Below are 14,019 nucleotides of genomic sequence, written 5' to 3'. Positions count from 1 at the left end.
GCCTGCGGCATCCCTGCGTGGATCACCATCGCCGCAACGGGCTGCAGGGCTAGCGGCCCCGATGCGCTCGCTGCTCACCCGCTTGTTGCATCGCCTGCACGCCCGGCAGGCGAACGCGTCTGCCGCAGGCGGTGTGCAGTCGACCAAGATCCACGCGCAACCGCAGATCGAAAGCGGCTCGACGCTGCACACCATCGCCGGCCTCGATCCGGTGGCTGCAGCGGCCTTTGCCGACGCCTTTGCGGTGGAGATCGAACACGCCATTGCGCGCTGCACGCTTGGCGATGCCGACACCAGCCAGGCGCAGGCGCTGGAACAGATCCACTCGTTGAAGAACACTATCTCGTTGACCGGCTCGCAGCAGTTGCTCAAGGCCTGCGACCAGCTGCGCGGCGAGGTGGAACGCGACGCGCTGAGCGACACGCTTGCGCACCGCTTCACTGCCGTGGCCACTGCCGCAGGTCTACTGGTCAAGCGCTACCGGCGCACCCTTCTCATCGACGACGCGGACCCTCATGCGTAGCACTCCCAACCACGCAGCGACCGGCCTGATTCTGGCGGCCAGGCAGTTGCGCAACGACAGACTCGTGCGGTTGTTCGAGTCGTTTCTGGAATACCGCGCCTGCGTCGGCCGGGTGATCGTGCAGACCATGGTGACCCTGTGGTGCCTGGGCTGGCTGTACGGCCCACAGCCGGTGCTGGTCAAGGATGCGCACAACGTCTTCCCCACCGCAGTGACCGTGTGGGTCGTCTCGGTGGCATGGATGGTGCTCGTGCGGCGCCGGATCATCCCGCCGGGTGAGTGGCTGGATGCGATGGGCTTTGCGATGAGCCTGTTGTTCATCGGCATCCAGACCACGCTGGCCTTCATCCTGTTGATGTCGTTGAACGCCTTTCTGCCGTTCATCACCATCGCTGCGGTGGCGCGCTATGGGCAACGCGCCACCTTGCCGGTGCTGCTCAGCACCTTCGTGCTGATGCTGTTGACCGCACCCAGCGGCTACTGGCTGTCGCGGCCGGCGTACTTTGTGTATGCGGTGGCGCTCAGCATGGTATTGCCGCTGCTGGTGGCGCGCATCGTGCTTGCGATGCAGGAAGTGGCGCTGCAGGCGCTGGCCTCGCGCGATGCGCAAAGCCGCTTCATCAGCACCATGAACCATGAGCTGCGCACGCCGTTGAATGCGGTCATCAATTGCGCGCAGCTGATCGATACCGACGGCATGCCAGCCGAACAGCGCGACCTGATGCAGGCGGTGACGGTCAATGCGACCGCGCTGCGCCATCGCGTCAATGAAGTACTGGACGTGGCCAGCATCGACGGTGGGCGGCTGCAGCTGCAGAGCAAGCCACTGAGCATGCTGGACGTGCTGACCACCGTCAAAGCGGTCTGCGCGACCGCCGCATCCACCAAGGGCGTGTCGCTGAGCGTGCGCATGGAGGCACCGGAGACGCCTCATGTGCTGGGCGACGAGGGCCGCATCGAGCAGGTCATCAGCAACCTGGTCATCAATGCGATCAAGTTCACCCCGGCCGGTGGCGCGGTCGAGTTGCTGATCGAAGCCACGCAGCTACAGCAGCGCTGGTCGATCGCCGCGACGATCACCGACACCGGCATTGGTGTGCCCGACGACAAGAAGGCCTACATCTTTACGCCGTTCACCCAGCTCAGCACCGGATTCAGCCGTGCCGAGGGCGGCGTCGGACTGGGGTTGTATATCGCCTTGTCGGTGTCCGATGCGATGCACGGCAGCCTGACGGTGAGCGACAACCCCGACGGTGGCAGCATCTTCCGCTGGATCTTCGAGCTACCCGTGGCCGCGGCCGACAGCAGCCGCACGCTCGGCCTGCGCGATGCGCTGGCGCACCACGCGCAGACCGTACCACCGCTGCATTGCCTGGTCTTCGAGGACATGGACACCAATCGCCTGGTGATCGGCAATCTGCTAACGCGCGCAGGGCATCGGGTGAGCTTCCATGTCGATGGCACCGATGCGGTACAGCGCATTGCCCAGGCCGCGCCGGATCTGGTGTTTCTCGATCTGCACATGCCCGGCACCTCCGGCTGGGATGCATTGGGCCAGGCCCGCGATGCGATTGCCGCGCTGCCGCCAATCATCGTATTGACCGCCGATACGCGCGCCGATTCGATACGCGAAGCGGCAGCCGCCGGCGTGGCAGGTTATCTATCCAAGCCGATCAACGCCCACGAACTGCTCGCACTGCTGGCCCACCATGCACACCAACGACAGCACTGAGTTGAAGCCCGGCAATGCGGCGCGCTGGCATTGGCGCAGCGCTGCCCAGACACGCACCGCCGTGGCGCTGCTGTTCCTGCATGGGTTTTCTGCAAGCCCGGGCGAGGCCGGCGCGCTGCCCGAACAGATGGCCGATGCGCTGGGCGCCAACGGCTACGTGCACCGCTGGCCCCGCCATGGAGGCAGTGCACCTGATGCGATGCAGGGGCTGACGACGGCGGCGCTGCAACGCTCTGCGCTGGAGGCGCTGGCGCAGGCGCGGCGGATGGGCGAGCGTGTGGCAATTGTCGGCTCATCAATGGGCGGCACCTTGGCGCTCTGGCTTGCGGCGCAGCATCCCGAGCAGGTTGCAGCGGTGGTGGCATGGTCGCCAGGCATCCAGCCGGTCAATGCGGGCTTGCTCGATCGGCTCTGCGACGCCGATGCGCCGATCGCCGACCCTTACCCGCGCAGCGCTGAAGAACTGGCGTATTGGTCGGACACCATCCATCCGGACGGTTTTCGTAGCTTGCGCGGCCTGTTCGACACACTCGCCGCCGCGCCGCCGTGGCCACAGGTGCGCTGCCCGGTGCTGCTGGGCTATTACCGCGCGCCCAATGGCGACGAAGATCAGATTGCCTCGGTGCCGGCGATGCTGGCCATGTTCGATGCGCTGGGCACGGCTGCCCCGCTCAAGCAGGCGATCGCCTTCGACAGCGGCGCACATGCCATCGGGTCGCCGCACAAGACGCCACTGGCCGAGTACGTCGCCCAGGTGTCGGTGGAGTTCTTGCGCACGCATGTCGGTGCGCACGTGGGCGAGGCGCCGCGCAGCGACGACAGCGACACACGCTGATTGCGCGTGCGCGGCAGCATGGCGCCTGGCAGCATAGGTTGCGTCTGTTGCGTCTGTTGCGTCATCGCTGGTGAATCAGCCCGCGCGGCCGCTTCGGCAACGATCGCATACACTGGCGCGCCATCACGCCGCCGCCACGATGACCACCACGCCTGCCACGCCCGATCCGTTGACCGCTACCCGCACGTGGATCGAACGCGCGGTAATCGGGCTGAACCTGTGTCCGTTCGCCAAGGCGGTGTACGTCAAGGAACAGGTGCGGCTGGTGCTCAGCGATGCCAGCACGCCCGAGGCGCTGCTGGAACAACTGGCCGAAGAACTTGTCCTGCTGCGCGACACGCCGGCCGAGCAGATCGACACCACCCTGATCGTGCATCCGGACGTGCTCACCGACTTCCTGGATTACAACGACTTCCTCGACAATGCCGACGCGGCGGTGGAAGCGCTGGACCTGCAAGGCATCCTGCAGGTGGCCAGCTTCCACCCCGACTATCAATTTGCAGGCGCCGCGCTGGACGATGTGGCCAACTTCACCAACCGCTCGCCCTTCCCAACCTTGCACCTGCTGCGCGAGGACAGCGTGGAGCGTGCGGTGGCGGCGTACCCGGATCCGGACGTGATTGTCGAGCGCAATATTCAGACGTTGGAACGGCTGGGCCGCGCGGGCTGGGAACGCGTGTTGAACGGCGCCCAACACTGAGCCTGCGCCCTGCCGCGCGCCAAATGCATGCAGCAGGGGCCGAACGCCGGCACCGTGCGGCGGCGGCAATCCGTTGAAATGCCCATGAAAAGCGCGGTCGCGTCGCTACCGTAGGCGTCGCCGGTGTTGCTGTAGCACTGACATGGCGCGCGCTACAGTGCCGCACCCTTTCGTTATGCGCACACGCCATGGCCCTGATTCCCGCTGTTTCCGCATGGAACCCGTCACCGCTGCAGGACCGCGTGGTGGTGATCACCGGTGGCGCGCAAGGGATTGGACGCGGCATTGCGCAGGCCGTGCTGGGTGCCGGCGGCAGCGTGGTGATCGGCGATCTGGACGCCGCTGCCGGAAAGGCCTGTCTGCAGGACTGGGCGCTGCCGCAACGCAGTGCATTCGTGCGTTGCGATGCAGCGCGCGAGACCCAGGCCGCGCGTCTGATCGCCACGGCGCGCAAGCGCTTCGGCCGACTCGATGGCCTGGTCAATAACGCCGGCGTACCGGATCCACACGTTGCGCCATTGCCGCAGCTGGAGTGGGATGACTGGAATCGGCGCCTGGCAAGCCTGCATGGCGCGTTTTTATGCAGCAAACATGCCTTGCCTGCACTGGCGCAGGCAGATGGCGGTGGTGCGATCGTCAACATCGCCTCCACCCGCGCCTGGCAGTCGGAGCCGCATAGCGAAGCCTATGCAGCGGCCAAAGGTGGCCTGGTTGCGTTTACCCACGCATTGGCACTGAGCGAAGGCCCGCAGGTGCGCGTCAACAGCATCAGTCCGGGGTGGATCAGCACCGATGCCTGGCGTGCACCGCAACGTCGTCGTGCGCCCAAACTGTCGCGACGCGACCATGCGCAGCATCCGGCCGGACGTGTGGGCACGCCGGAAGACATCGCGCAGCTGGCGGTGTACCTGCTGTCACCGCAGCTATCCGGATTCGTCACCGGGCAGGACTTCATCGTCGACGGCGGCATGTCGCGCAAGATGCAGTACGTGTGACGGCGTGCTGCTCTGATACGACTTAGGTGATGCGCTTTGCAGCGCGCTGCTGCGACGCGGGGACGCGCGTGCTTGCCGGTCTGTAGTGTTCGTCATGCACGACATCGACGTTGGGATCGGTGAGGCGGAAGCTCGGAGACCGGCGCGCGTCGTGCATCCGCAGCGGCGCTTTGGGCGTTGTCCATGCGTAGTGTGGCGTGAGTCGGTTGCTCGTGCCCTCACCCCAACCCCCGCTCCGCGCCCCAGCCCGCGTTTACGACGCGGGCGCTCCAAGGCACGCGCGCCAGTGGCGCGCAAACCGCGCCTTCTCGCCCGACGGGAGAGGGGCTTTGATGGTTGCGCACGCAGCGCCCGCGCGTGGTGGACTGATCGCCAGCGCGTGCTGCAGCGCCTGTCATTTGGGCGCTGCGTTCCAGACGACTTTCCGGAGGCTTTTTCGGACGCTAATCCACACCCGCTGATCAACCCGACAGTTGCGCTTCCAGCAGGCGCTGCGCATCGCCCAGCGAGGGCATGATGCGATGGCCCAACGCGCGCACGTCCGCATCGGGTTCGAGCAGGTCCGGGATCTGGATCGGGGTCATGCCCGCCGCCAATGCAGCGCGCACGCCGGTCGGCGAGTCTTCCAGCACCAGGCAGTGTGCAGGCTCCACGCCCAGCGACTGCGCTGCCAGCAGGTAGATATCCGGCGCCGGCTTGGGATGCTGCACATCGCTGGCGGTGCACACCGCATCGAAGCGCCACAGCAGATCGGCTGCTTTGAGCTTGCGCAAGGCAAGCGGGCGTTGGGTGGAGGTCGCCACCGCACGTGGCATGCCGAGCGCAGCCAGATACTCCAGCAGCGCAATGATGCCGGGCCGGTGCGGGATGCCGCGTTCCGCGACGGCGTCATAGAGCAGTTGGGCGCGCGCCAGCATGCGTTCGGCAGCGGCGTCGCCGACGCGTTCGCCAAGCAGACGGCGGCAGGCCACATCGCCGGTACCGACCATCTGCAACCAGAACGTCGGCTCGATTGTCAGCCCCTGCGCATCGGCCGCCTGCGCCAGACAGGTAGTGATGGCGCGCTCGCTGTCGAGCATCAAACCATCCATATCGAAGATCACCGCCTGCGGGCGAAACGGCAGCGGCGTGGCCGCCGTCATGCAGTCGCTCCGCGCCCGAACAGCACCTCCAGATCGCTTGCCTCCAAGGCACGCCATTGGCCCGATGGCAGCGCGTCCAGCGACAAGCCGCCGATGCGGCTGCGATGCAATGCCGCCACGTGATTGCCGGCGGCGGCGAACATGCGACGCACCTGGTGATAGCGGCCCTCGTGCAAGGTCAGGCGTGCCTGGCGCGCGCTAAGTACCTCAAGCTCGGCGGGAAGCAATGGCTTGGTTTCGCCTTCCAGCAGCAGCTCGCCGCTGGCAAACAGCGCCGCTTCATCGCCGCGCAGGTCTTCGGCCAGGCTGACCTCGTAGACCTTGTCCAGTGCGGATTTGGGCGAAATGATCCGGTGCAGCAACGCGCCATCGTCGGTCATCAGCAGCATGCCGCTGGTCTCGCGATCCAGCCGCCCCACCGGCGCCAATACTGGCGCACGCGAGCGAAAACGCAGGGGCAGTAGCTCGTAGATCAACCGGCCGGTGTCCTTGGTCGAGCAGGTGTAACCGCTGGGCTTGTGCAGCAACAGGCTGAAACCCGGCGGCGGGTCCAACGGCTCGCCATCGATGCGGATGGCATCGTGCTCCACCTGATCGTCGGCATACAGCACCTCGCCCTGCACATCGGTCACGGCGCCCTGGCGAAACAGCTGGGTCACCTGCTTGCGGCTGCCATAGCCGAGATTGGCGATGTGTTTGACCAGCTTCATGCGCGTGCCGCCTTGCCGCGCACGGCAGCGATCAACTTGAAGCCGCCGCGCTCGGCGGCCACGCGGACCTGACCGAAGCTTTCGTTGAGCACCTGCTCGTAAGGCAGATGCCGGTTGGCCACCAGCAGCAGCTGCCCGCCCGGGCGCAAGGCCTGCGCGGCCACAGCGATGAAACGCTGGCCAATATCCGGGCGATCGGCGCGCGAGGGCGTGTGGAATGGCGGGTTGCTGACGATGAAGTCGTACTGCGCCGCCAGCCCGGCGGTGACGTCCTGCCAGAGGTACTGCAGCTGCGCCGGATGCGCGATGTCCTGCAGATTGCGTCGCGCCAGCGCGAGCGCACGCGCTTCGGCTTCGTACAGATCCAGCGCAGTGACCTTGGCGCAGCGCGCCAGTACTTCGGCCGAGAGATACCCGAACCCCGCACCCAGATCGGCACCGTGCCCGGCCAGGGTGGCGGGCAGGTGCTCGACCAGCAACGCCGACGCAGGATCGATGCGATCCCAGGCGAACACACCCGGTCGACTGACGAAGCGTCCATCCAGAATCTTGCGCGGCGCATCCAGCGCCGCCCAGCGCGCCTGCAGCGCGGCATCGGTGTCGGCGGGCAGCGGCGCGGTCCAGTAGGTGCGGCAATGGTGCTTGGTCAGGCTGCCGGCCAGACCGGCAAGCTGGCGCAGATCTGCCTCGCCTGAGCGGGCGCCCTCGTTGTTGGACTGGCATGCCACCACCCGGCCACCGGGCGCGGTCAGCGCCAGCGCGCGCGCAAACAACGCGCGCGCTTCTTCGCGCTGCCGCGGCGGCAGCACCAGTACCAGCGCGTAGCGGGTGCTGTCGGCCTCGATCTCGCTCTCTTCGCGCACGCTCCAGCCACTGCCCTCCAGCGCCTGCGCAAACGGGCGAAAACTCTGCTCGCAGGTCAGCGCATCGGCGGACGCGTGCTCGCGCAGCGGAAAGCCGTCGCGCGCACGCAGAAACAGCACAGGGCCTGTCGGCCACGGCAGCGCGCCTTGGGCGAAGGGCAGGAACAGGGCTTGAAGCGGGGCATCGTGCGGGCCAGCCATCGGATCATCAGGTCGGGAACAGGCCGCCATTGTAAGGGAGCCCTGCCTGCCGCCCGTGCTCGCCACGCGATCCGTGCTTGCCATGCGCTGACGCGGGTCATCCATTGCGTGACCTGCGAACGGATTGCCTTGCGCTGTTTATACGGACCGTTGATGCGCACGCAACATCTGCCGGCCTAGGCTGGAAGCCAAGCCCACACCGGAGATACGCGATGCGAGCCCTGTTCGTAGGTGGAGTCGTCGACAACAGCGAAATGGACCTGGACGACACCCCGCCACCCATGCATTACCCCGAAAACACCGGCGCCGGTCGCCCCCGTTACCGCCTGCATCAGGTCGGTGAGCGCGACGACGGCAGCGTGGCCTACGCGGTCTACGGCGCGCCAGAAATGGCCGACGCCGACGTCATCCGCATCACCGAAGAGCGCGGCTACGCACGCCGTTTCAGTGCATCGCCAGAGGCGCCACGCTGAGCATGGGTCTTTGTGCAGATGGCAGATGATTGAACTGCGTGCGGTACGTGTTGGCATTAGATACGTGCGGTATCAGCTAACGGTTCGGCTAGCAGCATCTTGCTGAAATCTGGCTAGCGGCTGTTCGTCGATACGCGCATAAGAGCTTGGCGCGGCAGGCATAGACGCGTCCGCTGTGCTGCTTCTATTGACGATGTGGTGTCCCCATTGCATGCCGCCGCATCTACGTTGCATGGCCATGGTGTCCGCGCAGTATGTCCACCAAGAACTGGGCAAATGTCCAGTTTTTCTGGCCGCCATTGTTGCGACCACCCATGTCTCCTGGTGGCCAAACACGGCTGAACGGAGAGAACCGTCACCTCGGAAAATCCTGCCCCCAAACAGGAAAGCGGCGACAAATCAAAGTCTCTCCTTCATCGGGAGAGGAGTTGGAATGAGAGTGCGGGGCGAAGCCCAGTACGCAGCAAGTCTACGGGGCTGCGCGCGTACCCTCATCCGCCCTTCGGGCACCTTCTCCCGACGGGAGAAGGGACAAAGCCCCTCTCCCCTCGGGAGAGGGGTTGGGGTGAGGGTACGAGGCGAAGCCACGCTATGCGGCATGTCCACAAGGCTGCGCACGTACCCTCATCCGCCCCTGCGGGGCACCTTCTCCCGCCGGGAGAAGGGACAACGCCCCTCTCCCTCGGGAGAGGGGTTGGGGTGAGGGTACGGGGCGAAGCCACGCTGTGCGACATGTGCGCGAGGCTGCGCACGTACCCTCATCCGCCCTTCGGGCACCTTCTCCCGAGGGGAGAAGGGACAGGGACAACGCCCACGAACTCCCGAGGGGAGAAGGGACAACGCTCACGAAACACCTCCGCTTACCGCGCCTTCGGCGTCACACGCCAGATCACGTTGCCCACGTCATCGGCCACCAACAGGGCACCGCTGTTGTCGGGTGCAACGCCCACCGGGCGTCCCTGTGCGTTGCCTTCGGCGTCCAGAAATCCATCCAGCACGGTGATCGGCGTCCCGCTGGGCTTGCCGTCGACAAACGGCACAAACAGCACCTTGTAACCACTGGGCGGGTCGCGATTCCACGAGCCGTGCTGACCGATAAAAGCGCCCTGGCGGAAACGCTCCGGCAGCAAACTGCCGCTGGCGAAGGTCAGGCCAAGCGAAGCGGTATGCGGGCCCAGCGCGTAGTCCGGTTTGATCGCCTTGGCCACCAACTCGGCATTTTGCGGTTCCACCCGCTCATCCACGTGCTGACCGTAGTAGCTGTATGGCCAGCCGTAGAAGCCGCCATCGCGCACCGAGGTCAGGTAGTCCGGGACCAGATCGCTGCCGATTTCGTCGCGTTCGTTGACCACCACCCACAGCGATTTGCTCTGCGGTTCCCACGCGGTGCCCACCGGATTGCGCAGCCCGCTGGCGAACACGCGGCTGCTGCCGGTGGCCGGATCGATCTCCAGGATCGCCGCGCGGTTAAGCTCGGCCTCCATGCCGTTTTCGGCCACATTGCTGTTGGACCCGACGCCCACGTAGAGCTTGCCGCCATCGGCGTTGGCCAGCAGCGATTTGGTCCAATGGTGGTTGAGCCCGCCGGGCAGATTGGCCACGAACGTGGGCTTGGCGCTGATGTGCGTGTCGCCCGCCTTGTAAGGAAAGCTCACCAGCGCATCGGCATTGGCCACGTAGAAGCGGTCACCGACCAGCGCCATGCCGAACGGCGAGAACAGCCCGCTGATGAACTGCGTGCGCACCTCCGCCACGCCGTCGCCATCGGCATCGCGCAGCAAAGTGATGCGGTTGGCGCTGGGCACCACGGCGCCAGCTTTCTTCATCACTGCGCCCTGCACTTTCTTGCGCAGACCACCACCGCTTTCGGCATCTTCAGGCTTGGGCGGTTCGGCGGTTTCGGCCACCAGCACATCGCCGTTGGGCAGCACGTACACCCAACGCGGGTGATCGAGATCGCGCGCAAAGGCATTGACCTGCAGATCGTCGGCCGCCATGGGTTTGGCGTTGGCGGCCCAGCGCTTGACCGGGGCCACTTTTACCGTGGGAATCAGGCGTTTGACCGGCTCGGGCAATTGCGGGTCAGGCCCGGTCCCCTGTTCGATGGCCAGCGTGGCGGTGTCGCCGCATCCGGCGAGAACGGCAACCGCCAGCAACGACAGCGGCCAGCGAATGAGCGGGAGCAGGGGTGCATGCATTGCGAGCCAATCCTGAACAGTTGCGACAGTCGGCCATCATGCCGGCAACCGCCCAGGAAGAAGTAAATACATCGTCAACACGTCCGCGTCACGGCATCACCTGTGGATCGTCGCCCAGTGGCAGCGGGTGCACGGCCACGATGCGATCCATCCAGATCCAGTGCGGCGCCTGGGAGGCATCCAGCTGATCCAGCCGCAACTGCCCATTGACGCCTTCGTTCTCGTTGTCATCGAGATAGGTCTGGATGGTCGGGCGCACTGCGACGGTGCCGCTGAGCATGCTGCCGTCGTCGAGCTCGATCCGCACACGCTCCTGTCCGTTGAGCAATGAGACCCAATGTTCGAGCGTGGCGATTTGCACGTGTTCGGAATACACGTGCGGGGCGTATTTGGACATCGCGATGTCTCCCTGGGCGGAGCGCATCACGCTAGGCCATCGTGCGTGAACGATGCAGCAAACGCTGCACCTGTGTTTTGCCTGAGTGCGCACCGCGCATGCATGGGCGGCGATCTCACGCGGTCCGCTCCCAAACCGAGCGACCCGTGCCTATGGCGACACCTTCCTTCAGCTGCGCGACGTTGCCGCCGCGTCGGCATCACTCCACCGCTTCGCGCGCCGCACGGACCGCGGTGACCAGCTGCGCCACGCTATACGGCTTGGCCAAGTGTTCCTGAAACCCGGAGTCCAGCGCGCGCTTGCGATCGTCGTCGCGGGCCAGTGCCGTCACCGCGACCGCCGGCAGTGCATGGGCATCCAGACCCAGGTTATCGCGCACGGTGCGGATCAATCCGTAACCGTCCATGCCAGGCATGCCGATGTCGGTCAGCATCACGTCGAAGCGTGCGTGGCCGCGGTGATCGATCAATGCCAATGCATCGGTGGCGCTGCCGGCGGTGACCACTTCGGCGCCCTGCTCTTCAAGCAGGCGACGCAGGTAATCGAGCATGTCCGGTTGATCTTCCACAGCCAGCAGGCGCAGGCCGTTGAGCGCACGCGCTTCGACGATCTGTTCGGACATCAGGCGCCGACGCAACTCGCGACGCGGGCGCTTGGCCTGATCGGGAATATGCTCGGGCAGACGCACCGTAAAGGTGGCGCCCTTGCCACGCCCGCCACTGGTGGCGCCGACCTGCCCACCGTGCATTTCCACCAGCTGCTGCACGATCGCCAGACCCAGCCCCAGGCCGCCGTGCTGGCGGGTAGTGGTGCCATCGGCCTGACGGAAGCGGCCGAACAGGTGCGGCAGGAACTCGGCCGCGATGCCGTCGCCGGAATCACGCACAGAGACCAGCAGGTGCCCGTCGTCGCGTTCGATGGTGACATCGATGCGGCCGTGCGCCGGGGTGAATTTGATGGCGTTGGAGAGCAGATTCCACAACACCTGCTGCAAGCGGGTGGCATCGCCTAGCACCAGACACGGTGTCGGCGGCACATGCAGTTCCATGACCTGATCTTTGCCGTCGGCGGCCAGTTCCTGCGTGCTCAGCGCCTCGCGCACCTGCTCGGCCAGGTCCAGCGATTCGACTTCCAGCTGCACCTTGCCCAACAACATGCTGCTGAGGTCGAGCATGTCCGAGATCAGCCGCTTCTGCGCGCGTGCGCTGCTGGCAATCACCGACAGGCCCTTGTAATTGGGATGTCCTTCTTCGACCCGCTGCAACAGCAACTCGCTCCAGCCCAGGATGGTGGTCAGCGGCGTGCGCAACTCATGCGACAGCGTGGCCAGGAACTCGTCCTTCAGCCGCGCCATGCTTTCGGCTTCGTTACGCGCACTGCGCTCCGATTCCAGCAGTTGCTCGCGGGCCAGTTCGATTTCGCGCTGCTCGGTCACATCCGGGCTGCTGCCGGCCAGGCCGATGAAACGCCCATCGGCCGAATAGCGCGGTGTGGCGGTCATTTCGATCCAGCGCCACTGCCCGTCGTGGCGGCGCGCACGCACCAGCGCACGCAGGCCGCGTTGTTCTTCCAGGGCGGCGGAGAGCTCGAACTGGAAGACAGGCAGATCGTCGGGGTGCAGCAATTCGCTCCATGCCGATACAGTGCCGCTGGAAATATCCAGGCCGAAGAATTCGCCGTAGGCGCTGTTGACGAAGCGCACCACGCCCTGCGCGTCCAACACCCAGACCGGCATCGGCAGGCCGTCCGCCAGCGCGGAAAAACGCGCCTCGCTTTCGGCCAGCTCGCGCTCCACGCGTTTGCGCTCGGTAATGTCCATGAACAGCACCGCGACCCGCGCCTGCTCCGGCTGACCGACCCGGAACGCGTCCACCGAATACCAGCGGCGCAGCGCTTTGGCCTGCATTTCGAAGTGAATGCGGTTGCCGGTGCGCGCGACCTGGCCGTAACGGTCGAACCATTCCTGCTCATGCTCGGGGAGCATGTCGCGAATGGACACATTGAGCGCATCGGACAGACCGGTATAGCGCTCGAACGCGCCATTGGTCGTGCGGATCACGTAATCGACCGCCTGCTCGCCCTCGAACACCATGTCGATGACGCAGAAACCGGCATCGATGTTGTGGAAGATCTCGTGATACATCGCCGGATCGAGAAACGGCTCGGCGATGACGGCCGGCAAGGCGGCGGCCAGATCGGGGCTGGAAGATGAGGTGCTCAAATCGGAAACCACGGATGCTGCCGGAGCGGATGACGGGCAGATGAAACCACGGCCGATGTCGTCAGCGGGTGCACAGGGGGCCGGTCTGGTTCACGCGGCCATTGCAGGGCGCCATTCCGCCCCTGTGTCGCAGGCTTACCACAGCGTGGCTGCGGCCAGGGCGATGCAGGTCGCCAGCACCACGATGCCGGCGATCACCCCGCGAAATACCCACTCGCCCTCACGGCGCAACTGCTCGTCCATCCAGCGCTGCGCTTCTTCGCGCCAGGCGGTGGAGCGTGCGTAGTCGGCATCCAGCAGTAGCAGCCTCACCCGCGACAACCCCAGTTCTGCGCACTCGCCACGGCAGCGCTGGCTGAAGCCGTCGTCGCCGGTTGCCACCTGCGCCCCGAGCGGCAGTTCCAGTTCCAATTCATGCCTGGACATAACGCGGGCGCTCCTGATCAAGCTCGTTTTCCAGCGCCATGCGCGCCAGCTGGGTGTAATTGGCACGCGGCCCTTGTCCACGGCCGGTGAGCATTCCCTGGTAATCCAGGTCCTGCCAGATCCGCGCAGTCCACTCGACACAGTCCTCGGCGATCACCAGCATCAGCGAGTAGCGATAGGTCAGACCCGTCGCGGCGGTGTAGGCGTACACCGGCGGAAACTGCACTGCCACATCGACCTGACGTGCCAGCGCGGCCAAGTGCTCGCGCAACGCATCGCGCGGGTCGGTACCGGGCTCCATGTGCAAAGCGCGCGTGGCCAGGTCCAGGTCCACCTCGCTTTGTAGGGCGACGAAGGCGGCGGCCCCGGTGGCGGGGTTGTGGCCGTGCTGTTTTGCCCAGTCGATGAACTGCAGGCGCACGTCCGCCGGCATATGTGCCGGCGCCGAAGAAACTGACTTTGTGCGAAAAGAGTGGGTGTCCATGCGAGCGATCTTCCGGCCTGTGCCGTGAAGCGCGGGCGCAGGCGCAGTGAACTCGCCGTCATGGTCGCTGCGGTGCGGATTAACCGGGCGGCAACGCAAGACGCCCCCGCGCGCAGCGT

At 65.8% G+C, this 14,019-nt stretch carries 14 protein-coding genes; 6 read left to right on the top strand and 8 right to left on the bottom strand.

Translation table 11 applies throughout. The features are described from left to right. Window positions 1-61 precede the first annotated feature (61 nt). The 5 genes from ASF90_RS07540 (at window position 62) to ASF90_RS07520 (ending at window position 4,785) form a co-directional block, all read left to right on the top strand. A complete protein-coding gene (locus ASF90_RS07540; protein ID WP_055847957.1) occupies window positions 62-523 on the top strand; it encodes a hypothetical protein in 462 nt (153 codons plus the stop codon). Then, complete coding sequence (locus ASF90_RS07535; RefSeq protein WP_055847956.1) at window positions 516-2,255, top strand: ATP-binding protein; 1,740 nt, start codon at window positions 516-518, stop codon at window positions 2,253-2,255. Before ASF90_RS07540 ends, ASF90_RS07535 begins: the two co-directional genes overlap by 8 nt. Beyond that, window positions 2,233-3,090: an alpha/beta fold hydrolase gene (locus ASF90_RS07530; RefSeq protein ID WP_055847953.1), complete on the top strand. Its 858-nt coding sequence runs from the start codon at window positions 2,233-2,235 to the stop codon at window positions 3,088-3,090. The genes ASF90_RS07535 and ASF90_RS07530 overlap by 23 nt, the downstream gene beginning before the upstream one ends. Before the next feature lie 139 nt (window positions 3,091-3,229). Then, window positions 3,230-3,790, top strand: coding sequence for a DUF1415 domain-containing protein (locus tag ASF90_RS07525; protein WP_055847951.1), 561 nt, complete (start codon window positions 3,230-3,232; stop codon window positions 3,788-3,790). Window positions 3,791-3,978: 188 nt separating this feature from the next. Beyond that, complete coding sequence (locus ASF90_RS07520) at window positions 3,979-4,785, top strand: SDR family oxidoreductase (protein ID WP_055847948.1); 807 nt, start codon at window positions 3,979-3,981, stop codon at window positions 4,783-4,785. Between the two features lie 461 nt (window positions 4,786-5,246). On the opposite strand, the gene ASF90_RS07515 is transcribed toward ASF90_RS07520, so the two are convergent. From ASF90_RS07515 to ASF90_RS07505, 3 genes are read right to left on the bottom strand one after another with little or no spacing between them, the layout of a single operon-like run. Next, entirely contained in the window at window positions 5,247-5,927 is a 681-nt protein-coding gene (locus tag ASF90_RS07515) for an HAD family phosphatase (protein ID WP_055847945.1), read from the bottom strand. After that, the gene (locus ASF90_RS07510; protein ID WP_055847943.1) at window positions 5,924-6,637 is read right to left on the bottom strand and encodes a pseudouridine synthase; all 714 of its coding nucleotides are present in this window, start codon (window positions 6,635-6,637) and stop codon (window positions 5,924-5,926) included. Before ASF90_RS07510 ends, ASF90_RS07515 begins: the two co-directional genes overlap by 4 nt. Then, window positions 6,634-7,701, bottom strand: coding sequence for a class I SAM-dependent methyltransferase (locus ASF90_RS07505; protein WP_055847941.1), 1,068 nt, complete (start codon window positions 7,699-7,701; stop codon window positions 6,634-6,636). The genes ASF90_RS07510 and ASF90_RS07505 overlap by 4 nt, the downstream gene beginning before the upstream one ends. A 212-nt stretch (window positions 7,702-7,913) precedes the next feature. Between ASF90_RS07505 and ASF90_RS07500 the strand changes: the two genes are divergently transcribed. Then, window positions 7,914-8,174, top strand: a complete 261-nt coding sequence (locus ASF90_RS07500; RefSeq protein WP_115513966.1) for a hypothetical protein — start codon at window positions 7,914-7,916, stop codon at window positions 8,172-8,174. An 860-nt stretch (window positions 8,175-9,034) separates the two neighbouring features. Here ASF90_RS07500 and ASF90_RS07495 read toward each other — a convergent pair. The 5 genes from ASF90_RS07495 to ASF90_RS07475 form a co-directional block, all read right to left on the bottom strand. Next, window positions 9,035-10,372, bottom strand: a complete 1,338-nt coding sequence (locus tag ASF90_RS07495) for a sorbosone dehydrogenase family protein (RefSeq protein WP_055847935.1) — start codon at window positions 10,370-10,372, stop codon at window positions 9,035-9,037. An 88-nt stretch (window positions 10,373-10,460) separates the two neighbouring features. Beyond that, window positions 10,461-10,769, bottom strand: coding sequence for a DUF3247 family protein (locus ASF90_RS07490; protein WP_055850234.1), 309 nt, complete (start codon window positions 10,767-10,769; stop codon window positions 10,461-10,463). Between the two features lie 199 nt (window positions 10,770-10,968). Then, entirely contained in the window at window positions 10,969-13,002 is a 2,034-nt protein-coding gene (locus tag ASF90_RS07485) for an ATP-binding protein (protein ID WP_055847933.1), read from the bottom strand. A gap of 123 nt (window positions 13,003-13,125) precedes the next feature. Beyond that, complete coding sequence (locus ASF90_RS07480; RefSeq protein WP_055847930.1) at window positions 13,126-13,416, bottom strand: hypothetical protein; 291 nt, start codon at window positions 13,414-13,416, stop codon at window positions 13,126-13,128. Next, the gene (locus tag ASF90_RS07475; RefSeq protein WP_055847927.1) at window positions 13,403-13,849 is read right to left on the bottom strand and encodes a hypothetical protein; all 447 of its coding nucleotides are present in this window, start codon (window positions 13,847-13,849) and stop codon (window positions 13,403-13,405) included. The genes ASF90_RS07480 and ASF90_RS07475 overlap by 14 nt, the downstream gene beginning before the upstream one ends. Window positions 13,850-14,019 lie beyond the last annotated feature (170 nt).

The organism is Xanthomonas sp. Leaf148, assembly GCF_001423585.1.
GTDB lineage: Bacteria > Pseudomonadota > Gammaproteobacteria > Xanthomonadales > Xanthomonadaceae > Xanthomonas.
The sequence above is the reverse complement of the archived record's forward strand: the minus strand, read 5'-3'. Positions and strand labels throughout refer to the sequence as shown.